At 69.7% G+C, this 22,147-nt stretch carries 17 protein-coding genes; 8 read left to right on the plus strand and 9 right to left on the minus strand.

Going from position 1 to position 22,147, the window contains the following annotated elements:
• The first annotated feature begins 29 nt into the window (after window positions 1–29).
• The 4 genes from ACFVIM_RS02505 (at window position 30) to ACFVIM_RS02520 (ending at window position 3,404) form a co-directional block, all read left to right on the plus strand.
• Window positions 30–200: a hypothetical protein gene (locus ACFVIM_RS02505; protein WP_384297484.1), complete on the plus strand. Its 171-nt coding sequence runs from the start codon at window positions 30–32 to the stop codon at window positions 198–200.
• Window positions 201–490: 290 nt separating this feature from the next.
• Complete coding sequence (locus ACFVIM_RS02510) at window positions 491–784, plus strand: chaplin family protein (protein WP_384297485.1); 294 nt, start codon at window positions 491–493, stop codon at window positions 782–784.
• Between the two features lie 40 nt (window positions 785–824).
• Entirely contained in the window at window positions 825–2,105 is a 1,281-nt protein-coding gene (locus tag ACFVIM_RS02515; protein WP_384297486.1) for a hypothetical protein, read from the plus strand.
• A gap of 420 nt (window positions 2,106–2,525) precedes the next feature.
• Window positions 2,526–3,404: a serine hydrolase domain-containing protein gene (locus ACFVIM_RS02520; RefSeq protein WP_384297488.1), complete on the plus strand. Its 879-nt coding sequence runs from the start codon at window positions 2,526–2,528 to the stop codon at window positions 3,402–3,404.
• A 77-nt stretch (window positions 3,405–3,481) separates the two neighbouring features.
• On the opposite strand, the gene ACFVIM_RS02525 is transcribed toward ACFVIM_RS02520, so the two are convergent.
• The 8 genes from ACFVIM_RS02525 to ispH all read right to left on the minus strand — a co-directional run bounded on the left by ACFVIM_RS02525 (window position 3,482) and on the right by ispH (window position 13,775).
• Window positions 3,482–4,633, minus strand: coding sequence for a terpene synthase family protein (locus tag ACFVIM_RS02525; RefSeq protein ID WP_384297489.1), 1,152 nt, complete (start codon window positions 4,631–4,633; stop codon window positions 3,482–3,484).
• Window positions 4,634–4,867: 234 nt separating this feature from the next.
• On the minus strand, window positions 4,868–6,340 hold the full coding sequence (locus ACFVIM_RS02530; protein WP_384297490.1) for a cytochrome P450: 1,473 nt from the start codon (window positions 6,338–6,340) through the stop codon (window positions 4,868–4,870).
• Window position 6,341: 1 nt separating this feature from the next.
• Window positions 6,342–7,187, minus strand: a complete 846-nt coding sequence (locus tag ACFVIM_RS02535; protein WP_384297492.1) for a methyltransferase domain-containing protein — start codon at window positions 7,185–7,187, stop codon at window positions 6,342–6,344.
• 54 nt (window positions 7,188–7,241) lie between these two features.
• Window positions 7,242–8,177, minus strand: coding sequence for an SAM-dependent methyltransferase (locus tag ACFVIM_RS02540; protein WP_384297493.1), 936 nt, complete (start codon window positions 8,175–8,177; stop codon window positions 7,242–7,244).
• 193 nt (window positions 8,178–8,370) lie between these two features.
• Window positions 8,371–9,462, minus strand: coding sequence for a polyprenyl synthetase family protein (locus ACFVIM_RS02545; RefSeq protein ID WP_384297494.1), 1,092 nt, complete (start codon window positions 9,460–9,462; stop codon window positions 8,371–8,373).
• Window positions 9,459–10,610 carry a flavodoxin-dependent (E)-4-hydroxy-3-methylbut-2-enyl-diphosphate synthase gene (ispG, locus tag ACFVIM_RS02550; RefSeq protein WP_384297496.1) on the minus strand — a complete coding sequence of 384 codons (1,152 nt, stop codon included), beginning with the start codon at window positions 10,608–10,610 and terminating at the stop codon, window positions 9,459–9,461. The genes ACFVIM_RS02545 and ispG overlap by 4 nt, the downstream gene beginning before the upstream one ends.
• On the minus strand, window positions 10,597–12,474 hold the full coding sequence (locus tag ACFVIM_RS02555; protein WP_384297497.1) for a 1-deoxy-D-xylulose-5-phosphate synthase: 1,878 nt from the start codon (window positions 12,472–12,474) through the stop codon (window positions 10,597–10,599). The genes ispG and ACFVIM_RS02555 overlap by 14 nt, the downstream gene beginning before the upstream one ends.
• On the minus strand, window positions 12,471–13,775 hold the full coding sequence (ispH, locus tag ACFVIM_RS02560) for a 4-hydroxy-3-methylbut-2-enyl diphosphate reductase (RefSeq protein ID WP_384297498.1): 1,305 nt from the start codon (window positions 13,773–13,775) through the stop codon (window positions 12,471–12,473). The genes ACFVIM_RS02555 and ispH overlap by 4 nt, the downstream gene beginning before the upstream one ends.
• Window positions 13,776–14,560: 785 nt before the next feature.
• On the opposite strand from ispH, the gene ACFVIM_RS02565 reads away from it, so the two are divergent.
• The 3 genes from ACFVIM_RS02565 (at window position 14,561) to ACFVIM_RS02575 (ending at window position 19,166) form a co-directional block, all read left to right on the plus strand.
• Window positions 14,561–15,979, plus strand: coding sequence for a tol-pal system YbgF family protein (locus ACFVIM_RS02565; protein ID WP_384297500.1), 1,419 nt, complete (start codon window positions 14,561–14,563; stop codon window positions 15,977–15,979).
• 688 nt (window positions 15,980–16,667) lie between these two features.
• On the plus strand, window positions 16,668–17,717 hold the full coding sequence (locus ACFVIM_RS02570) for a hypothetical protein (protein WP_384297501.1): 1,050 nt from the start codon (window positions 16,668–16,670) through the stop codon (window positions 17,715–17,717).
• Between the two features lie 588 nt (window positions 17,718–18,305).
• Complete coding sequence (locus ACFVIM_RS02575; protein ID WP_384297502.1) at window positions 18,306–19,166, plus strand: DUF5655 domain-containing protein; 861 nt, start codon at window positions 18,306–18,308, stop codon at window positions 19,164–19,166.
• A gap of 248 nt (window positions 19,167–19,414) precedes the next feature.
• Here ACFVIM_RS02575 and ACFVIM_RS02580 read toward each other — a convergent pair whose 3' ends face one another.
• On the minus strand, window positions 19,415–20,431 hold the full coding sequence (locus tag ACFVIM_RS02580) for a hypothetical protein (RefSeq protein WP_384297504.1): 1,017 nt from the start codon (window positions 20,429–20,431) through the stop codon (window positions 19,415–19,417).
• A 423-nt stretch (window positions 20,432–20,854) separates the two neighbouring features.
• On the opposite strand from ACFVIM_RS02580, the gene ACFVIM_RS02585 reads away from it, so the two are divergent.
• Window positions 20,855–21,964: a hypothetical protein gene (locus ACFVIM_RS02585; RefSeq protein WP_384297505.1), complete on the plus strand. Its 1,110-nt coding sequence runs from the start codon at window positions 20,855–20,857 to the stop codon at window positions 21,962–21,964.
• Window positions 21,965–22,147 lie beyond the last annotated feature (183 nt).

Below are 22,147 nucleotides of genomic sequence, written 5' to 3' on the forward strand. Positions count from 1 at the left end.
CACCGGACAGGTACCTTCAGGAGGCTCAGGTGGCGTTACCCAGCACGGTGGAGGAGATCCGAGCGGCGCTGCCGACGGACCGGCTGAGCCAGTTCGATGTCCAGCTCGCCGAGTTCATCGGCTTCTGGGCGCGGGAGACATGTGCCCGCCCCGGGCAGTCAGGCGGTAGAACCTTCAACCCCCTGCCCGAGGGGACTTGACGAGGTCATCTCATGCGAGTGGTGGACCGGCCACCGGCTCCGCGAGAGCGGTGCGGGCTGGCGGCCTCCTCTCCTGTGTGGGGGGCGGAACCGCCCCCCACACCACAGGGCACCCGGCTCACTCGCGCGGCTCGTCCGCTTCCCGCGGACGCGTATGGCAGGCTGCGTGCACGTGTTGACGTGTCGGAAGCCCTGTCCACTCGTTGGTCGGGTTGTGGATATTTCATCCACTCAAGAGTGATCTGTACCGGTATTCGGGACAGAGCTTCCCTGACATGAGGAGACGTGTGATGGGCGTGGAGACTTGGGGGCGCGGTGGTGGTGCGCGGGCCGCCGTGCTCGGTGCGGTGGCGGGTGTCGCGCTGGTCCCGGCGGGAGCGGCCCAGGCGAGCGTCATCGGGGTGGGGAACGCGGCGTTCGGTAACACCTGCGTCCACCACGGTGACGCACGGGCCGCGGGATCCACGGTGGCCGGGAGCGGTGTGGCGAACGCGAACCAGGCCGGTCTGCCGCTGAGCCTGCCACGCAACCAGTGCGGCAACAGCGGCATCGTCTGCACCGCCCTGTTCCGGGCGAGCGTATGACCGTGCGGGGTGGGTGGGGCGAGCGTCCGACGGGTCACCGATGACCACGCGAGCGGGCGGGGCGCACGACCAGATGGCACGGGACACGGCCGTAGGGGATCGGGCGGTGGTGGAGCTGCTCGCGCTGAGTGGCCGTGCCCTGCCCCTGCTGCGGGAGTGGGTGACCTCGGAGCCGGACAGCGGCGTGGCACGTGCGCTGCTGATGCTCGCGACCGGGGACCAGCTCGATGACACGGCGCTCAAGGATCAGATGACGCACGCCTACTGGGACGCCCTCGCCGCGGGCGAGCGGGAGGTCAGCCTGGTGTACGGGGTGTACCTCCATACCCACCGTCAGTACCGTCTGACCGCCGAGCACCTGGTGGGCCACTTCGCCCGCTGGCCCGGGGACGAGGCGGCCGGACTCATACTGGACGCCTTCCCCTCCTGTGCGGACGTCGCCTACCGCGTGCACGGCGAAGCCCTGGTGGAACGGCAGTCAGCGCTGGCCGGGCCGGACAACTGGCCGTGGTTGAGCTGGCTGGCCGCGACCCGGGCCGAGCAGGGTCGGGTCCGGGAGGCACATGATCTGGCGGAGCGGGCCCTGGCCCTGTATCCACGCTCGGGCGTCGCCGCCCACGCCCTGGCCCACGCCGGGCATGAACTCGGGACCGGTGACGCCGCCGTCGACTTCCTGGACCACTGGCTGGCGGCGGACCCCCAGGCGATCCAGACACGACACCTGAGCTGGCACGCGGCTCTGCAGGAGATCGCCCGCGGCGACTTCCCGGCGGCTCGCCATCGGGCGGACGCCGCCCTGGCGCGTACGGATGTGGGGATGCGCGCCGCGACGAACTGGCGCCTGCTGCTGGTCGGGCAGGAGCCCGCCCAGCACAGCGACCCCGCTCAGGTGCGGGAGTTGCTCGCCGCGCCCGGCGGGATGGCGGAGGTCTTCCACACCTTCAACCTCGCGCTCGCGCTCGCCGTGGAAGCCGCGACCGATGAGCTGTACCTCCTCGCCCGCCGCGCCGCACGTGACGAACGGCCCGACTACCGCGAGGTCCTCGCCCCCGTGGTCCACGCTCTGGCGGACATCACCGTGGGCCGTCCCCGCGCCGCCGTGGAGTCGCTGACCGCCCTGGGCGACCAGGTCGAGCGGATCGGCGGCGTACGCGTGGAGCGTGAGATCGTCCAGGACACCCTGGCCCGCGCCCTCGTCGACGCGGGCGAACCCTCACGCGCCGCGGCCCTGCTCCACCACCGCACCACCATCCGCCGCCACCACCGCTATGAGGACCTTCTTCTCACTCCGCGTGCCGTGAGGGAAACCGTGCCGTCCTGACCGTGTTCCCCCGGGGTTCATGGCATCGCCAGGGACCGGGGCGTCAGTGTTCGCGCGCGCTCACCCAGCCGGAACAGGTTCAGATCGCCCACACGAAGCCCAGCCCATCGCTAGATCGCTGGGCAGCGAATCGCCCTGGACCTGCGGATATTCCGCCGACATGGAATCGTGATCAGGGAAGCGGCCTCTGGGTCCGCATGATCGTGACGGGTGACGGGTGACGGGTGACGGGTGACGGGCGCTCGGCGCAGATGACCCACCTCGGCCTTTCCGCCCCCGGCTGCAGGGGCCAAGAGAGCTGGCGGAGAAGGAACTGCTTCGGGCGGCTTCCCTCGTGGGCGCACGGCACGCGAGCGGTGTGTTCACCCCCCCCCCGGCCTGCCGGTGCGTGGTTGGCTGTGCCCTGCGAAGTCGTCCGGCGTGGTAGTGGTGACCTGCGGCAGCACTTGTGCGCACGAGGTGTACTGGGGCGACGGCGGCCAGGAGGAGCGGTTTCAGGCCGCCTCTCTCAGTAAACAGTTCACCGCCGCCACCGCTCTCCTCCTTGTGGAGGACGGGACGCTGTCCCTTGCCGACCGACCGGCCGACAGGCTCCCTGGCTCCCCGGCGGCATGGAGCGGGATCACCCTGCACCATCTGCTGTCCCACACCTCCGGTCTGCCCCACTGGGACGCCCTCTCCGAACCCATCGGGCCCGGGGCGCCGCCCTCCCGCTCGGACACCGTCGCACAGGTCATGCGTATGCTGCCGCTCGCCGCCCCGGGGCGGCGCTGGCACTACAGCAGCCCCGGCTATGTCCTCGTCGCTCTGCTGATCGAACAGACCACCGGGCGCGCGTACGCCGACATCCTGCGCGAGCGGATCCTTGACCCGTTGGGCCTCGCCCACACCGGTGCTGCCCAGGGCCTGGTCAGTACGACCAGTGGGGTGACAGACCCCGGCTGTCTGCCCGGCGCCGGCGATCTGTGGTCCACCGCGCGCGATCTCGCCCACTGGGCCCGTGTGCTGGAGCGGGGCGGACTTCTGCGCCCGGCGTCACTCCGCCGTATGTACACCTCCCACGCCACCCCTCACGCCCCCGGCTTCGCGCCCCTCACCGCTACCGGCTACGGCTACGGTGTCTTCCTCGGCGCCCTGGCCGAACACCGCGCCCGGTTCCACCACGGCGACAACCCCGGATACCGCTCTCTGCTGGTCCGTCTCCCCGAACGGGACACCACCGTCGTCATCCTCACCCGCGGCGACGGGGGTGACCTCTCCGCCATCCTGGCCGAGCTGTTCACCACACCGGGCCTGTAGTGCCTCAGCATCTGACAGCACCACTGTCAGAGGGCGAGTCAGGCTCATCAGCAGAACCACCACTCACATGATCACTGTCAGCCTGAAGTGGTCGTGCCGTCGTGCTCCCACCACCAGGAGATGTAGGGGTATGGCAGCGGTGCCGGATCGGCCGGGCGTGTGGCCGGGCCGTATCCATTGAAGTGGTACGTGTCCGACAGGTCCTGCTTGCTGACGTAGCGGGTGTTGTCGGTGACCCAGGCGAGATGGCCGCCGTGGAAGTCGCGCAGGGTGTGCACCACGGGGGCGTACAGGTCGTGGTCGTCGTCGAGCAGTTGGTCGCTGATCCGGTCGAAGAGCACGATGCAGCGGTCGTGCACGTCCATGGCGGCGCGGACGCCCTGCGGGTAGGTGTATCCGTGTGTGTCACGGAGGATGTCGATGGCGGTGGCCCAGGCGGGTACGTTGTCGCGCTCGTAAGAGTACGCGTAGATGTCGTTGGTCCATCCGCCCAGCAGCGCCATGATCTCCCGTAGGGCCCGTACCCGGCGGTCCGCGATGTGTTCGGGACGCAGTCCGTGGCCGTTGAGGATGATGGCGAGGCTGGGATAGGTATGCGCTCCGCCCTGGTACATGCGGCAGGTCAGGTACTCGTCGATGGTGGGACGGTGCCGTGCTTGCCGCATGGCCATGATGTTGAGTTCCATCGCGGTGTACGTGTACATCAGGTCGATGAACTGCTGGCCGGCCTCGGGGCCGCAGAGACTGTCGATGTCCATCCGGATCTCGCGCAGGGCGAGACCGTACTTGTGGGTCAGCGCGGGTGGGTATTCGGTGATCTCGGCCGTGCGCATGATGCGCAGGTTGTCGATCGCCGTGGCGGTGGTGTCGATGCCCGTGGGCCGCTCGTCCAGGACTTCGTCGTCGTAGGCGAATCCCCACACGGTGAACTTCGCGTAGATGAAGACCGCTTCCTTGGTCGCTGCGGGCATGGCGTAGCCAGCGAAGCGCCCGTTCTCGGTGCGCAGTTGCTTGTGCCGCATGCCGTCGTCCGCGTACAGCCGATGTCGGTCCAGGAAGTCGTTGGCGACGAGCCTGGCCTCCTCCGTGTCCGGGTGTTTGGCGGCCGGGTGCGGCCAGTAGTAGGGGGGGACGTCGATGGGCGGTGTGGGTGTGGCCTGTTGCTCCCGCGTCACATCCGGCTCCGGGGCACGGCGTGCGCCGGGATGACGGTGATGGGCTGCGGTCATCGGGACCTGCCTCCTTGATGAGCGGTGGGCAGTGCTGTGCGGTGCTGCGGAAGACGCGACGCGAGGGGCCGCTTCGCCGAGCGCGGGAGCAGTTGTCCCGTACTGCACCGCGACGGGCAGAAAGGCCGAGGCGGAGCGGGATCGACCGGACCTGCCCCTGTGGCGGCGGCTCGGTTCAGCTCTCCGATCTGCTCGGCCGGCCGGGGAACCTGCGGGCGCCTCTGCCGAGGAGGCTCAGCACTCCTTGTCTCGCCGCTTGGGTGCGCTCGGCCTCCGGGGTGTCACGGTCATCCGGACTCGGGCCGCGCGCTGGGTCAGGCTGATCCGTGGGACCGCCTTCGTGCCGCGGGCGGTCTCGAACCGGCAGTGGTGCAGGAGCACGGCGAGCGCTGCCTTTGCCTCGGCGACCGCGAACACATCCCCGATGCACTTGCGGGTCCCCGCTCCGAAGGGCAGGAACCCCTGGTGCGGGGTGCGCGGCGTGTTCTTGTCGAGCCAGCGGTCCGGGTCGAAGCGGTGCGGGTGCGGAAAGACATCCGGATCGCGGTGCAGCGCCCACATGCTGAAGAGCACGTCCGCCCCCCCGGGGAGTGTGTATCCGCCCAGCACGGTCGGGCGGCGAGTGATCCGGGTCGACAGCCACGTCGGCGCGTACATCCTCAGAACTTCGTTGAGTACGCGATCCAGTTGGCCGAGCCGTTGCAGGTCCTCAAGATCGGGCGTACCAGCGGACAGGACCTCATCGACCTCCTCCTGCACTCGCGCGTAGTGCTCGGGGTGCGAGACCAGGATCTGCAGCATCCAGGTCATGAGTGAGGCCGTGGTCTCGATCCCGGCGATCATGAAGCCCCAGATGTGTCCGCTGATCAGTGCGGACCGATCCTCCTTCGCCCCCTCGCGGGCCTGCCCTACCGCACCATCCGGCCGCGGGGCCAGGAGCACGGTCAGCAGATCGTCGTAGGCGTCCGCGTCGTTCCCGCGATGATCCACCATCTCGTCGATCGCCACGTAGGTGCGCCGCACCGAACGGGCGAAACGACGGTTGGCGGGCAGCGGCAGTCGTGCGACGGAGGGCAGCGCCGCCCTGACGGCCACGCCGCGCAGCACCACCGGCAGATCCTCCTGGAACTGCCGCACGACCCTGGCCGAGACCGGGTCGCGGAACAGCGCCCGGGTGAGACTTCCCGTCGACAGCCGGGTCATCTCCGTGTTCACGTCCAGCACTTGCCCGTTCGCCCAAGAGGCGCATTGCTGCGTCGCCTCGGTGAGGAACCGGGCGGTGTAGCCGGGCATCCGCTCCCGGCGGAAGAGCGGCTGCAGCAGAGGGCGCTCCACCCGGTGGATCGCGTCCGGGGAGGCGGGCAGCCCGTCCCCGAACACCGCGTGCAAGGATTCCATGACAGGACCGCCCCTGTCGTAGTCGCCGTGGCCTGCGACCAGCATGTGGTGAACCAGCGAGGCGGAGTTCACCACATGGCATTCACGTCCCGCCAGCTTGATCCGCACGACGGGGCCAGCCGCGCGGAGCCCTTCGAAGAAGGCGAGAGGTCCGGCTGCCAGGGCGCCCAAGTGCCCGATGAGCGGCAGAGCCCCCGGAGCCAGCGGGGCCGCTGCCGGTCCCCCGACCGCGTGGCCGTGGGGGCTCGCTCCGCCTCGCACGGGGCATCGGGGGGCATTCGCAGGGGGCCTGCCGGTGTCGCCGGCCATGTCAGGAACGCTCCGCGGCAAGCAGGACGTAGCCCACCTCGGGCAGTGCGGCGAAGGCGTCGAGTGCGGCAGCCCCGTCGGTGAGCTGAGCGCCGAGCTCCTGCGGTGCCTCGTCGACCAGTTGCCGCATCAGTGCGGTGATCCGCTGGTACGTGGGACGCACCTCGTCCCCGATGTCCGTGAACTCCACCACCCTCCAGCCGACATCGGCCAGCTGCTGCCGGTACTCCTGCTCGGTGGCCACCGAGGCGACCTGGAAGATGCCCGCGGTGGCCTCCACCGCCGCCTTGGCCGAGCCGTGGACCTTGCCGCGCAGCAACAGATCGGCCACGACCAGCCTGCCGCCCGGTCGCACGACCCGGTGCGCCTCGGCGAGCGCGGCCGACCGGCTTGGAATGTGCAGCAGCGATTCGATGGCCCAGGCCGCGTCGAACGACGCGTCGGCATAGGGGAGTCGTGTGACGTCGGCCAGTTCGAAGCGGGTACCTGCGGCGCGGGGACGTGCCGTGGACCACTCGGCCAGGGCCTGCCGGGCCTGCCGCACCTGGTATTCGCTGACGGTGATTCCGGTGACCGCACCCCTTGTGCGCTCGGCGATCCGCAGCGCGGGTCGCCCGGTGCCGCACCCGATGTCCAGCAGATGCGGGTCCTCGCCGGCGAGTGGGCCGAGGAGGTCCGCCACCGCGTCGGTCAGCGCGTCCGTGGCGGCCCCGACCGGATGTTCCGCACCGGCCTGGCCGAACAGGCCGAGATGAATGTTGTCACCGAGTGCCTGGGTGAGCAGGTCGGTGAGCCGGTCGTACATCTGCGCTACGTCGTCAGTAGTCGGCTGCGGTTGCTGCGCCATGGTGAACCTGCCTTTCGGTAAGGGAAGCACGGGGTGAACCGAGGGCCGCCCGGGTCACCCGGAGTGCCGGGTGATGATGCTGTAGACGGACGCCTTGTCCTTGGCGAGGGCGTCGGAGAAGCTGACCGCCATCTCACGCAGCTCTTCGATGGGGCCGGTGACGCCGCCGGGGAAGTGGTGCTCGATGTTGAGCCGCACTGTCTGGAACCAGTGGATGACCTCCGCGTTGGACGGCATGATCCGCATGTCCTGGAGGATCATGCCGTGCTCTTCGAGGACCCGGGCGAAGTAGGCGGGGCTCTTGCGGTTGCCGCAGGCCAGGCGGTCCACGGTGTCGGGGATGGCGGATTCGTAGCGGGTCAGGTCGCGCTTGTAGAGGGTGTCGGAGATGACCAGGGGGCTGCCGTCCCGGATGCGCTGGGAGACGGCTTTGACGGACGTCTCGAAGACATCGTTGAGGAAGTGTGTATACACCCCGCGCACGACCACCAGGTCATAGGGAATCTCCGGTTCGGGCAGCAGGTCGATGTCCTGCCCGTCGCACAGGAACAGCCGGATCCGGTCGGCCGCGTGGTGTCCGGTGAGCTGCTCGGCGCAGTACTCCAGCTGCCGCACGCTGATGTTGACGGCGTCCACGTACCGGGCCTCGGGGAAGCGCTCGGCGAGGTAGCGGGAAAGGAATCCCCAGCCGCAGCCCAGGTCCAGGATGCGGTCGACCCGCGGCCTGTCGGGTCCGGTCAGGCCCGCGATCTGAAGCTGGCGGTCGAAGTGGCGTATCTCGGAGGGGCCCACCGATCCCCGGGCAGGACCGGCGGCCAGTTCCCCGGCGTCGAACAGGCCGAACTGGAACAGCAGGTTGTCCGGGCCGAGCGCGTTGTGCCACATCCACGGCGGATCGTCGTAGGTCTGGACGACCTTGTCACGGTAAGGATCGAGCCGCGGGCTGTCGATCACCTGGATGGTTGGTGAGGTCGTTGACTCATGCGTCATGACGTGTCCTCAGGTCGAGAGCGAACTGTGCGGGAACCGCTCGGGCGACGCCCACTCGGCAACGAGGGGGAGCCCGCCCGTCGCTGTTCCGGGTGTGGACGTGTCGCCGTTCCGGCGGTCCCGGTTCGGAGTCGTCGTGGTCCCGAGGGGTGGCCTCGGGCCTTCCGGCCCGGGCGCGGAGGCGGAGGTGGGTTCATGTGGTCCTCGCGGTGGCCTGCCGCGCCATGTCGAGCAGCAGGGCAGCCGTGCCGGACGGGATCGGGCCGGATTCGACGGCGCGGCGGGCGGCGTCGTGCCGTTCCCGGATCATGTCCTCCACCGCCGCCGGTGCGCCGACGGCAGTGAGAAGGCGGCGGAGGCGGTCGGCGGCGGATTCGTCGAGGTGAGGGTTGCCCAGCAGGGTGCGCAGGATCTGGCGCTGGGTGTCGTCGGCGTGCCGCATGGCGTGGGCGATGAGGACCGTGTGCTTGCCGTCGCGGAGGTCGTCGAGGGTCGGCTTCCCGGTCTGCCGGGGGTCGCCGAAGACCCCCAGGAGGTCGTCGCGGAGCTGAAACGCCTCGCCCAGCGGGAGGGCGAACGCGGACAGTGCGTCGAGTAGCCCTTGATCGGCTCCGGCGAGTGCGGCGCCGATGTGCAGAGGGCGTTCGATGGTGTATTTCGCGGTTTTGTAGCGGCAGATCGCCAGTGCCCGTTCGACGTCGTCGGTAGGTGCTCCTGCTGCCGTGACGTCGAGGTACTGGCCATATATGACCTCGGTGCGCATGGCATCGACCAGTGGGAGGACGTCGCTGAGTTGCCGTGTGTCCAGGCCTGCGGTGTGGAGGAGTTCGTCGGACCAGGCGAGAGCGAAGTCGCCGACGAGGACAGCGGCGCTCTTGCCGAGCCGGTCGGCCGCCGGGGTGGTACGACCCTGTCGGTGGTGGGAGGCGAGGGTGCGGTGGACGGCGGGCTGTCCGCGGCGAGTGGCGGAGTTGTCCATGATGTCGTCGTGGATCAGACAGAACGCGTGAAACATCTCCAGCGAGGCCGCGGCCTGGACCAGGGCGTGAGGGCGGTTCCTGCCTCCTGCGGCGTGCCAGCCGGTGACGCAGAGCAGGGGCCGGATGCGTTTCCCGCCGACGGCCAGGAAGTCCCGCAGGACGGTGGTCACTTCGGTGGGTAGATTCCGCCCTGCGGCGGTGCGGGCCTTGTGGCGGAGGAAGGCGTCGAGGACGGCGTCGACCTCGGCGCGGATCCGGTCAGAGTCGAGGCCGTGGTGCCCGGCCGGGACGGTGGAGGTCGTCATGAGGCATTCCCGGCGGTGGTGGTCTCGGATGTGTCCGGGCGGTCGGGTTCGTCGGTGAGGCGGAGGGCTTCGTCGAGGAGCGCGCCGACGATTCTGTGTTCGGGGACGGTGCGCAGGACTTGGCCCTTGCGGAAGATCTGGCCTTTGCCGTTGCCGCAGGAGACGCCGAGGTCGGCTTCGCGGGCTTCGCCGGGTCCGTTGACGACGCAGCCCATGACGGCGATGCGCAGGGGGTGGGGGAAGCCGTCGAAGGCGGCCTCGACCTGGGTGGCGAGGCGGTGGATGTCGACCTGGAGGCGTCCGCAGCCGGGGCAGGAGACGATCTCCAGCTTGCGGGGGCGCAGCCCGAGGGAGGAGAGGATGTGGCAGCCCGCCTTGACCTGTTCGACCGGCGGGGCGGAGAGGGAGACACGGATGGTGTCGCCGATCCCCTCGCCCAGCAGGATTCCGAAGGCGACAGCGGATTTGATGGCTCCCTGGAAAGCCGGTCCTGCTTCGGTGACGCCGAGGTGGAGGGGGTAGTCGCAGGCTTCCGCGAGAAGCCGGTTGGCGGCGATCATCGTCGTGGGATCGTGGTGCTTGACCGCGATCTTCAGATCCTGGAAGCCGTGCTCCTCGAAGAGGGAGCACTCCCACAAGGCGGATTCCACCAGGGCCTCGGGGGTGGCCCGGCCGTGTTTGGCCAGGAGCCGGGGGTCGAGAGAGCCGGCGTTGACCCCGATCCTGATTGGCACGCCCGCCGCCGAGGCGGCCTTCGCGATCTCGCCGACCCGGTCGTCGAACTTGCGGATGTTGCCCGGGTTCACCCGTACCGCGGCACAGCCGGCGTCGATGGCGGCGAAGACGTAACGGGGCTGGAAGTGGATGTCCGCTATCACCGGCAGCTTCGACCGGGCGACGATGCGGGGCAGGGCGTCGGCGTCGTCCTGGGAGGGGACGGCGACGCGGACGATGTCGCATCCGGCGGCGGTGATCTCGGCGATCTGCTGGAGGGTGGCGTCGACATCGGCGGTGAGGGTCGTGGTCATGGTCTGCACGGAGACCGGTGCGCCGCCGCCCACGGGCACCGTGCCCACGCGGAGAGGGCGGGTACGGCGGCGCACCGGAGTTGTCGGCACCGTCGGCAGTCCCAGGTCAGTGGTGGTCATCACGCCCCCTGGCGGATGTCGCGAGGTTGGTCGTCGGCTGTGTGGACGGGGGCCGCCGGTCGGGGTGGGCGGCGAGGACGGCCGCCGCGATGCCGGGCCCGTCGAGACCGGCCGCCGCGAGCAGCGCGGCACGCGGGCCCTGCGGGACGAAGGAGGTGGGCAGGCCCAGGGCGACTACGGGGGTGGTGACCGCCGTGTCCTGGCACGCCTGGGCCAGGGCGGTGCCCATGCCGCCGATGCGGAGCGCGTCCTCGGCGGTCACGACCAGCCGGTGCCGGGCGGCCAGCGCGGGCAGTGCCGGGTTCACGGGCAGGACCCAGCGGGGATCGACGACGGTGACCCCCAGGCCCTCGGCCTCCAGGAGGGCGGCTGCTTCGAGGGCCGCCGTGGCCAGTGGGCCCGCGGGGACGAGCAGGACGTCGAGCGGGCCGGAGCGGGTGCGGTGCAGGATGTCGAGGCCGTCCATCCGGGCCAGTGCCGGGACCGGCGGTCCGGCGAGGGCTTTGGCCAGCCGCAGTGCCGTCGGTCCGTCGTCCGTATCGACCGCCTCGCGCAGTTGCTCGCCCAGCCGCACGGTGTCTCGTGGTGCGGCGATCCGCAGGCCCGGCACCGCGGACAGCATGCTCAGATCCCACATGCCGTGGTGGGAGGGCCCGTCGGGGCCGGTGACCCCGGCCCGGTCCAGCACGAACGTGACCGGCAGCCGGTGCAGCGCCACGTCCATCAGCACCTGGTCGAACGCCCGGTTCAGGAACGTCGCGTAGATCGCCACCACGGGGTGGAGGCCGCCCATCGCCATTCCGGCGGCGGAGGTCACGGCGTGCTGCTCGGCTATACCGACGTCGAAGACCCGGTCAGGGAGCTTCTCGCGCATGGGGTGCAGACCGGTCGGGCGCAGCATGGACGCGGTGATCGCGACCACGTCGTCGCGTTCGGCGGCCAGCGTCGCCAGCTCGTCCCCGAACACGCTCGTCCAGGACCGCCCGGACGGTGTGCCGGACCGGCCGGTGGCCGGGTCCACCACGCCGACCGCGTGCAGACAGTCCGCCTCGTCCTGCTCCGCCGGGGCATAGCCCTTGCCCTTGACCGTCACCGCGTGCACCACCACCGGACGGCCCAGCTCGCGGGCCCGGCGCAGTGCCGCCTCGGTCGCGGTGATGTCATGGCCGTCGACCGGGCCGAGGTAGACGAATCCCAGCTCGGTGAAGAGGTTGCGGTGCGCTCGCGTCCCGCCGGTCCGCCCCCGGAGATCGCTCAGGTGGGTGGCGAGAGCCCCGGTGGTCGGCGCGTAGGAGCGGCCGTTGTCGTTGACGACCACGATCACCGGCCGCTCGGGGGTGGCACCGAGGTTGTTCAGCGCCTCCCAGGCCAGGCCGCCGGTCAGGGCACCGTCCCCGATGACCGCCACCACCGCCCCACCGTGGTCCGCCCCGGACGACAGTCGCCGGGCCTTGGCCAGCCCGTCGGCGTAGGACAGAGCAGTGGAGGCGTGGGAGTTCTCCACCAGATCATGGGGCGACTCGGCGCGCGACGGGTACCCGGAGAGGCCGTGCGCACCCCGCAGCGAATCGAAACGGCCGGTGCGGCCCGTCAGAAGCTTGTGCACATAGGCCTGGTGACCGATGTCGAAGACGATCGAATCCCTGGGTGAGTCGAATACCCGGTGCAGCGCCAGGGTCAGCTCCACCACACCCAGGTTCGGCCCCAGATGACCGCCTGTCGCGCACACCGTGTTCACCAGGAACGTCCTGATCTCGGCCGCGAGCCGGTTAAGTTCCTCTCCGGACACGGCCCGCAGTGCCGCCGGGTGGTCGGCCTTCGCCAGCAGCGGATAGGCGGTGATGTGTCCGTTGGCGGTGCTCATCGGCTCTTCCTCACTGCGGCAGGCGGTGCGAAGCGGGTGTTCTCGGTCGTGGTGACCTGTTCTTTCACCGCGAGGGGTCCCAGTCCCGCCAGGGCCGAGAGGGTCTCCTCGACAAGGGCGGGAGGAGCGGATGCCCCGGCGCTGAGCCCGACGGTGGCCACATTCGCCAGCCAGGAGGGCCGGATATGGGAGGCGTCCTCGATCAGGTGGGCGAAGGTGCCCGCTTTACGAGCCAGTTCCACGAGCCGTACGGAGTTGGAGGAGTTGAGCGACCCCAGGACCAGGACCAGGTCCGATTGCGTGGTGACGGCCTGCAGGGCGTGCTGACGGTTGGTGGTGGCGTAACAGATGTCCTCCGAGCCCGGACCACGAGCCTGGGGGAAGCGTTCCTTGAGCGCGGCGATCGTCGCCCGCGTCTCGTCCACGGCAAGCGTGGTCTGGGTCAGATAGGTGACCTTCGACGGGTCCGGCAGTTCGAGTCCGGCGATGTCCTGCGGACCGTCGACGATGACGGTGGCGTCGGGCGCTTCGCCGTATGTGCCCTCGACCTCCTCGTGCCCGGCGTGGCCGATGAGCACGATGCTGTCGCCGCGCTCGGCGAAGCGGCGTGCCTCCGCGTGGACCTTCGTCACCAGCGGGCATGTCGCGTCCACCACCGTGAGGTTCCTGCGGGCCGCCTCCGCACGGACCTGCGGGGAGACACCATGGGCGGAGAACACCACCAGCGCGCCCTCGGGGACCTCGTCCAGTTCCTCCACGAACACCGCCCCGCGCCGGGCCAGATCGGTGATGACGTGCGTGTTGTGGACGATCTGTTTGCGTACGAACACGGGCACGTCCGTGGTCGCGTGCTGTTCCAGAAGGGATGCGACGACGTCGATGGCCCGCTCCACCCCGGCGCAGAACGAGCGGGGAGCCGCCAGGAGTACCGTGCGGGGGCGGGCGAGACGGGCCCAGGTCTCCACCGCGTTCCGGGAGGTTGCCACGGTGCTGTCGGTTCGGTTGCCAGGGGGCACCAGCGCGCCGCAGGCCAGTACCGGCTGCCGCGCCACCGACTCCCTCGCCGGAACGGTCGTCACCAGCCGGACAGTGCTGTCGGTGTCCTCTGGCAGCAGCGCCACCGGCGCGGTACGCACCCGTGTGCCCGCCCGCGTCAACTCGGCCGCCACCAGCGGTGCCGCGGGACACGGAGCCCGGGGGCCCGAGGGGCAGGTGACCTCTGTGGCCACCAGCACCTCACCCGGTTCCAGGGCAGGCGTGGGCGGTACGGCGGGACAACTGCGGATTTCCGGTCCGATCAAGGTGGCCGCCTCCTGGGAGCACGCCGACGGGATCAGGTCTGGTGGGGGGAACTGCGGCTGCCGGGCCGGGCGGGCAGAACCGTGGGCAGCCGCCTCCGGTGACGGAGCGGGCCCCTCGTACCGCGCCGACAAGGGCACCGATGCCTTGACCGGTGCCGTCCGGGCACACTCCCATCAAGTACCCGACCTGGCCCGGGTGACAAGACCGGTCCATGATCCATGCGTGCACGCGTTGAACGGACGACATGGACGGCAGCACCGCACCCGGCCGGACCGGGAACAGGTCTCCGCGGCCCGCCGGGCGTGCGGCATCCCCGCGCACGGTCAGCCACGGGCCTGCTCATCGCCCCGGCGCGGCGGTGTGAGGCCCGCTGTCGGGACGACCTTCGGGGCCCGGCCGATCCGCGCGAACCACGGGGACGGCGTTCAACACCCGCACGGACGGGCCGCTACGGGGCACGCACCGCGCCCCAGGCGGACTCCGGCGGCGGCGAAGCCGCGGCGTTCAACGCGTTCACGCATTTCTCCCCGCAGGTCCCTTGCCAAGTGCCCCGCATCAGGTATCTGATGCGATAAGCCGCTATTCCTATATGTGCCGCTGCTTGTTCAGGTGAGTCTTGGTCCCAGCGAGGGAGAAGCCCATCCCTGCGCACGGCTCCGAAGCGTGTGTGCGGGCGGGCGGTCAGCAGAACCGTGGCCCCGCCATGAGAACGGCGCCGGACTCGCCACCGCCTGCCGCGTGGCCCGTCCGTCCACCCGTTCTCCGCGTGGTCCAAGGAGGGGTCATGGCACGCAACGCCCCGAACAAACAGTTGAAGGAGTTGCTCCTCGAAGCGGACTGGACCGCCCGGGAACTGGCCGAGGCGATCAACTCGGAGGGAAGCGCGCAGAGCCTGAACCTTCGCTACGACCGTACCTCGGTCGCCCACTGGCTACGCGGTTCCCGTCCACGCCCACCCGTTCCCCAACTGATCGCCGCCGTCTTCGCCCGCCGACTGCGGCGCCCGGTGCTGCCCGGGGACACCGGACTCGTCCACGAGGGCATCGAGCCCGGCCAGGACTCCAAGCCGAACGAGACGGAACCGGAGGACGACCCCCTCGCCCGCCTGGTCTCACTGACCCGTGCGGATGTCCTGCCCACCACCCGCTCCGCCCTGACCCGCATGATCTACACACCGGCTTCCATCACCCCACCCACCTGGCCCGCCACACGCGCTCCGTCTCCCGGTCCGCCGTCCGGCACCATCGGGCCGCAAACCGCGGATACCCGGGCACTGGAGGAGATGGCCGTTGTCTTTGCCCGGCAGATGGGTCACCGCGGTGGCGGTCACGGGCGCTCCGCCCTGGCCGCCTACCTCACGGATGACGCGGCCACCCTCCTGGCCCGGTCCTCGGACGGGGCTCAGCATCGTGGCCTTCTCGTCCAAACGGCCGAACTCAGTCATCTGCTCGCGAAGATGACCTTTGACACCGACTTCCACGCCCTGGCCCAGAGCTACTTGCTCACCGCGCTCGACCTTGCCCACCAGGCCCACGACCGCCGCACCTACGCCATCACACTCCGCACCCTCAGCCTCCAGGCCCTGGAACGGGGCCACCCGCAAGCCGCCGCGGACCTCGCCGACGCCGCGGTCCATACCGCACCACAAGAGATCTCAGGCGCCACCCGAGCCTTCCTTCTCGCTCAACGCGCCCTCACCCACGCCCATGGCCGACGACACCACGAGGCTCTCACGGACCTGATCGACGCCGAGCACCACCACGACCCGGACCCCAAGGGTCAGGGCCCCTTCGCCACGTACCCCCGCGCCGGCTTCCACTACCAGCGCGGCGAGATCCTCCTGGCGCTCGATGAACTCCCCCAGGCTCTGCAAGCCTTCGACAGCTCCACCCACCACCGTCGGCCCCATGACAACCGGCAGATCGCCCTCACCCAGGCGCGAAGGGCGGAAACGCTGCTCCGCCTGGGCCACCTGGACGCAGCCTGCAACGCCTGGCACGCCTTCCTCCAGCACTACCCCCTGCTGCGTTCCACGCGCGCCGACTCCGCACTGGCCCGCTTGCAGACAAACCTGCGCCCCTATCTGCGCCACCCTCACGCCGCACACGCGCACGACACCGCTCAAGCCCTCAGCAGGACGAGGACACGGCCGCCGCCTCGGGTGGGGCTCATGCGCGAGGCGGCATGCCCAGGCGGCTCGTGATCCCGACGGCCGCATCGACAGCGCGCCCTGTCCCGGCAATCGCGTAGACCGCGCCGCTCAGCGCCCTGCGGCCATCGGCGCGGCGCAACAGACCACGATGCCCATGGGACCACGACATCCAGCCGGCCGACTGTGCCCGACCGCTCGAAGACCCCTTCGGCCCGCGAGACCGGCGTCAGCAGACCCCGGCCGCGGCAGAGTTCGCCCACGAGGCACACCGGCGTTCAGCGACCGGCCTGGCCCGGCGCCGCCGCTTCGGCATCTCTGGTTTCGGCAGCCGCTGGGGGACCGCTCCGTGCGGGGCTGTCGGTGCGCGGGTGTGTGCTGCGTCCGCCGCTTCCGTGCGCCCTGGTGAAGCAGCCGAATCCAGGGATGTTGGTGAGTGACGAGAAGAGGGGAGAGCTACCGCTCTCGTCGCGACCCGGACCCGGCCCGCGCCATCACCGAGGAGGCGGAGTGAGATGCGCCCCACCCCGCCCACACCTTCTCACCGGCACTTTTCAGCTACGGGCACCAACCCGCCGCGCGCCGCTCGACCGCTCCGTGCCGACTGCCAGGTATCCCCCCTGGTCCGCCTGCTTCCCGGAGACGACCTCCCGCCGCCTGGGCAGACCCCCCGGCTGCCGCGGGGCGCGGTTCTGCCCGAGTCCCCGCCCGCACACCGGACCGGCCCTGGAAGGCAGACCCCGTGGACCATCTGCCCAAGCCAACCAACAGCCAACCCGACCCCCATCGGGAAGAACCCGCGGTCGCGTACACCTACAACCTCGCCACCCTCGCCGTCCCGAACTGGGGCGAACTGCGCTCGCGAACCACGGCCCGCCGCGCCGGCAGCACGGCCGGGCGCCGGGTGGGCCGTGCGGAGGTCGAAGCACTCCGGAGTATGACCACTTTCTTCGCCGCCACGATCAGCACCTTCGGCGGCGGACACGCCCGCAGGGCACTCACCTCCTACATCGCCGATGGCGCCATCCCTTGGCTTTTTGCTAGCGCCGCCGACCACGTGCACCGACAACTCCTCACCCACACCGCACAACTCACCGTCCTGCTGGGCAACATGTGCGCCGATGACAAGGCCCATGCGCTGGCCCAGCAATACCACCGCGCAGCGGCTGACCTGGCTGCCGAAGCCGACGACCCCGGCACCTACACCGTCGCCCTGCGCGCCCTTGCCGCCCATGCACTGGAACTCGGCCACCGGCGGCCCTCGCTCACTCTGACCGAACAGGCGGCCGCCACCGCCACCCGTCACTCCTCACCCCTGATCCAGTCCTTCACTCAGTCCCAACTGGCCCTGGCCCACGCCCGGATCCACGACCGCCGGCGGGCGCTCCTCGCTCTGAGGGAAACGGAGGTCCTCCACAGCCAGGCGGACCAGAACCCGAGCGACCCCTTCGACAGCTATCCGGCCGCTGCCCTCCATTACCAGCGGGCCCGCACGCTGACGGCCCTCCACGAGCACAAGGCGGCCGACACCGCCTTCCACGCCTCCCTGCGCGCCCGCGCCCCGCAGGCACGCCGGGCCAGGGCCCTGACCACGGCGCTCCTGGCCGAGTCACAGCTCCGCCAGGGGAACCTCGAAGAATCCCTCACCACGTGGAGGCGGTTTCTCGACGACTACCCAAGACTGCGGTCAGCACATGCCGCCGCGTCCCTCACCACCATGCGCGAGGTACTGCGCCCGTACAGCGCCCACACCGACGCGGCACGCCTACTGGAGGAAACCGCATCCCTCTGAGACCCCTCGCGTATCTCACCCGCATAGGGTCAACCGGGTCTGTTCACGCGACTACCGGCGGACCCTCGGCGGGCAGGGGCACCACCGCACGGCTACCGGCCGCCCCTCAGCTACTGCGCAAGGCAACGGGATCACGATGGGGCCTAAATTCGACGAAGGGAGCGCCCGCAGAAGGCTTCTCCGGGCGTCGGTATCAACGCTCAGTGACGGAATGCGCAGGTCAGGCATCCTTCTTTACCGGCTCGAGGATTGCCACGCACTCCACGTGCGAGGTCATCGGGAAGGGATCGAAACCGGCGATGTAGGGAGAAGTTGCAGGTCAGGGGCCATTTATTGCCGTCTCGTGCGGAGATTTTTGGGCCCTGAGCGTCATATGAGCGTCAAGAGGTGGGAGGGGCGGATGGGGTTCCGGAGCCCGATGCCGTAGCCGGGCCAGCGAGTTCGTCACTCTGTGTACCTACGCTTCGCTGGGTGGCGTGGGAGGCCGACAGCCTCGGCGAAATAATCCTCATGCCACACGTGTTGGGCCCCTGGAGCGATCTTGGGATGGGGGCGATGGGGCTGAGGCTGTTCAGCACGAAGCGCGGCATGACGGAGGTCACGCCGCGTCTGGCGGAGGTCGAGGCGGATGTGCAGGGCCTGGTCGAGGCCCATATGGAGATCATGCTCGGAGTGCGGTTCCTGGCGAGCGAGTACAGCACCGGGCCGGTCCACGGCGGCCGGATCGACTCGCTGGGCCTGGACGAGAACGGGTCGCCGGTGATCATCGAGTACAAGCGGGCGACCGACGCCGGAGTGATCAACCAGGGCCTGTTCTACCTGTCCTGGCTGATGGACCACCGGGACGAGTTCCAGCGCTTGGTGCGCGACCGCCTCGGCGCCGAGGCGGGCGGGCGGATTCTCTGGAGCGCCCCGCGGGTGATCTGTGTGGCAGGTGACTTCACCCGCTACGACGTGCACGCCGTACGCGAGCACCGGCGCAGCATCGACCTCGTCCGCTACCGGCTCTACGGCGACGACCACATCGCGCTGGAGACCGTCGCCTCCGTCCACGGGCACGCCGGAGGGCCCCGCCGCCGGAGCGGGGCGGGTGCACGGACCGCCGCGGCCCCCGGTCGCCAGACAGTCGGCCGGGCGATGGCGGATCTCTCGATGGCCCTGGACGAGGTCCTGCTCGGGCTGGGCAACGATGTGGGGGCGGTGCGGCGCAAGCAGTACACCGCCTACCGGCGGCTGCGGAACTTCGTCTGCGTCCCGCCGGCGCGGCAGGCCAAGATCCTCGCCTACGTAAAGGTCGACCCGAAGGAGGTCAGCCTCACGCCCGGGTTCACCCGGGATGTCACGGGGCTCGGCCACCATGGAACGGGGGACCTGGAGGTTCAGCTCCGGTCCGAGCGGGACCTGGAGCGGGCCGGGGAGCTGTTGTGCCTCGCCTACGCGGGAGCATAGAAGTTCCAGCTTGTCGCTCTGGGGTGGAGGTTGGGTCGTAGCCGGCGTTCCTTCTTCGAGAGGGGGCAGGACGTGGCGGTGGAGTAATCAATGGTCCGGCGGATCCCCGGTTTCGTGAACCGGGGATCTCCGGCTATCGTGCGCCGGTGAACGGCACCGGGGGCACCGCCAGCCCTCGAATGCCCGAGCCGACCGGGGTTCGGACGCTATCGGGGTGACGCTCCCGCTGTTTCGCCCAGGCGAGTTCGCTATGGTGCTCCGACGCCGTCAAGGACGGCGAGAGGACCCGTCTCCGGGCTCGTGAAGCCCCGCGTCGGTAGTCTGCGACTGATGGACCGCCACAGGGTGTCGTCCATGCGGGAGGGGGTCTTATCGGTCGAGGCCCGCAGGTCGAGTGCGGCGGTCCCGGCTTGGTCCCTGAGGACAAAGTGCTGGTCCGCCCCGTAGCTCTCGTCGGTGTCACCCCGGAACCGCGCCACCCGGAGCGGTAGGCCGAAGGCGGGGTCCAAGAGGGCGGCGACGATGTGATGCGGCCCCGGTCCCTGTCCGCGGACGTGCGAGGAGCGGACCACCAGCGCCACGTGGTCCAGTGCGAGGTACCCATCGGCGACGGACGTGTTGGACACCGTGTGCAGGAGAGCCACCCGCCGCAGCAGCCCGCTGCTCAGCCAGGCTCCGCGACGGATTGTCTGGGTGTAGTCGTCGTCCAGGTCTTCCCACATGTTCCGGCGTCCGCGTTCCACAGTGGTGTACGTGGTGGGTGAGGAGCGCCAGCACAGGCGCATCTCGGCTGGGTCGATCCATTTCGACGGCGTGCCCGCTTCCGCTTGGCGCCAGAGCCGGTGGGGAAGGCCAGAGAGCCGCAGGCGGGCGGGTTGCCCCAGGAGGTGGAGCTCGATGGCGGTCTTGTGCCACCGGGTGATCCGCAGGCCCGGCACACCGTGGAGTTCGCCGTCGGGCCCGTACGCCGGGAGAATGTTGAAGAGGATCTCGGTAGCGCGCTCCAAGCTTTCCACCTGGAGGCCGATGGTGTCCGGGGCGGGGTGGACAGCGATGATTCCGAGAGGGTAGCGGGTGTAGATGTTCCGGGACTCCAGCAGATTCAGCAGAACGTGGGCTTCCAGCAGCACCTGATCCGGGTTGGCGGCAGAAGGGACGGGAGCCTCGCCGTGGCGTAGTTCCCCCAGGACACGGAAAGCCTCCTGGAACGTCTCCCCCGTGTACAGGCAGCGCTTCCCCGCGATGTCCTGTGGTGATGCACTCATACTTCTCCCTTGCGCGTCCCGGCCCTGGACGCATGGCAAGTGGGAATCCAGAAGTGCTGCACCTCATGCTGCTGAAAGGCGAACGGTTCACCCGAGCGTGGAGAAGGAAGGGCCGAATCTCTCCGGGGAGCGGTGTTCTCACCGCCCCCGGATCGTACACGGTACGACTCCGAGGGACGCGGGCGTCGCAGGAGTGGCCAGCGGGTTCCCCCATTCGGGGCAGGCCGCTTGCGCGCTGGCCTGCTGCACCGTACGGTGCGGTCTTGGTTGAGGGAGTCCTCGGCGTGCGCCGCCCGGATCGGAAGCGCAGCGTGCCGGAAGTCCCCCGCAGTACCTCGCACCGCACCTGACAGTCGCAGGAACGCCAACTCACTTCCGCGCTGGGATCCGGCAGCAGCATCTTTCACGGAAAGCGAGTCCGTCGTGTTCCACGACCATGCTGTCGAGCTGTGCTGCCGGTACACCGGAGAGGCTTCCTCCGGAGTGATGGAGCGCATCAGGACACTCCCGCCTGGCAGCCCGCTCATTCCCCGGGCACTGGGTGACCAGGAGTTCCTGGAGTCCCAGGTGTTGCGCGCGCTGCTGGAGTACCCCACCACCTACACCACGCGGCCGTTGCGTATTCGGCAGGTCATTCCGCGGGAGAGCGAAATGGTCGTGCGATTCGCGGCTGATTCCGACCCTGATGGGCTCGCCGAACTGATCGCCTGGGGCCTGTTCCCGACTGGTGGCGAGGACGATCTCAGGGGCATCTGCGGATTGCGCGTCCTCCGCGCCAAGCACAACAGGATCGACGTGGGACTCCTGGGAACCACCGCCTCCATCCGCCTCGCGGGCATTCCCGAGAAAGCCTGGAAAGCCGCGGTGGAGCTCCGTTACCGTCGGCAAGACCGCGCGTCGGTGCCGTTCCGGCGCCGCGAACTCACATCCGGTGAAGCCGCGTTCACCCGGGCACACACATGGTCCGACGAGGCGTGGCGTGAGGCAGCAGCACTCGGCAGCGCCCTCCTCCGTCGCCTGATGATCTTCCGAACCGGCGCCGACTGGCTGGACATGGCCGGCTTCACCAAGCACAACAACACCTACGGCTTCACCCTCACCTTCGCGAAGCCGCACTGGACACCACACGACGAGCTCATCCAGCACCTCACCCACCCCGAGTTCGGAATCGCCCTCAACGAGGACATGCGCACCTGCTCCTGCAACTACGGAGCGCGCGGGTGCCGGATCTGGTTCGACGGGCCGGGACACGGCACCGGGCGACTCGACCTGCAACTGCTGGAAGCCGACACACCCTGCGAAATCGCCGAATACAACCAAGCGCTCACCTTCGCCGGGAGCCCTCACCAGGAGATCCGCCGAACGACTGGACACGTCCCGGGCATGGCCGCGGACTGTGCCCCGCACTGCCACAGTCGTCATGGCACCGTCGCCCACCTGAAGCGGATGAAGGAAGCGCGGAGTAAGCATCGTGAGCAGTTGCTGCCCGGTCTGGCACGAACCGGTGCTGGACGCAGGGGATCGGGACGGTAGCAGCGCTGTTGCCTGTGCCGGAGCTTCTGCGGCTGAAGAGCTGCGAGGACACAACGCACGCTGTTCGGCTGGGATCAGCAGTACGGGAGCCGCTGACGATCTACCTGTGCCACGCGGCGATCCCAGTCCGAAATGAGGTCCCAGTTCGCTTTGTCGAGCGCCGGTTGCCGATCTAGGATCGTG

The organism is Streptomyces sp. NPDC057638 (assembly GCF_042800315.1).
GTDB lineage: Bacteria > Actinomycetota > Actinomycetes > Streptomycetales > Streptomycetaceae > Streptomyces.

Coding starts and splice junctions, on each gene's coding strand:
- ACFVIM_RS02510 (WP_384297485.1), top strand. CDS start 491: ATGGGCGTGGAGACTTGGGGGCGCGGTGGTGGTGCGCGGGCCGCCGTG.
- ACFVIM_RS02515 (WP_384297486.1), top strand. CDS start 825: ATGACCACGCGAGCGGGCGGGGCGCACGACCAGATGGCACGGGACACG.
- ACFVIM_RS02525 (WP_384297489.1), bottom strand. CDS start 4,633: ATGACCGCAGCCCATCACCGTCATCCCGGCGCACGCCGTGCCCCGGAG.
- ACFVIM_RS02530 (WP_384297490.1), bottom strand. CDS start 6,340: ATGGCCGGCGACACCGGCAGGCCCCCTGCGAATGCCCCCCGATGCCCC.
- ACFVIM_RS02535 (WP_384297492.1), bottom strand. CDS start 7,187: ATGGCGCAGCAACCGCAGCCGACTACTGACGACGTAGCGCAGATGTAC.
- ACFVIM_RS02540 (WP_384297493.1), bottom strand. CDS start 8,177: ATGACGCATGAGTCAACGACCTCACCAACCATCCAGGTGATCGACAGC.
- ACFVIM_RS02545 (WP_384297494.1), bottom strand. CDS start 9,462: ATGACGACCTCCACCGTCCCGGCCGGGCACCACGGCCTCGACTCTGAC.
- ispG (WP_384297496.1), bottom strand. CDS start 10,610: ATGACCACCACTGACCTGGGACTGCCGACGGTGCCGACAACTCCGGTG.
- ACFVIM_RS02555 (WP_384297497.1), bottom strand. CDS start 12,474: ATGAGCACCGCCAACGGACACATCACCGCCTATCCGCTGCTGGCGAAG.
- ACFVIM_RS02565 (WP_384297500.1), top strand. CDS start 14,561: ATGGCACGCAACGCCCCGAACAAACAGTTGAAGGAGTTGCTCCTCGAA.
- ACFVIM_RS02575 (WP_384297502.1), top strand. CDS start 18,306: ATGACGGAGGTCACGCCGCGTCTGGCGGAGGTCGAGGCGGATGTGCAG.
- ACFVIM_RS02580 (WP_384297504.1), bottom strand. CDS start 20,431: ATGAGTGCATCACCACAGGACATCGCGGGGAAGCGCTGCCTGTACACG.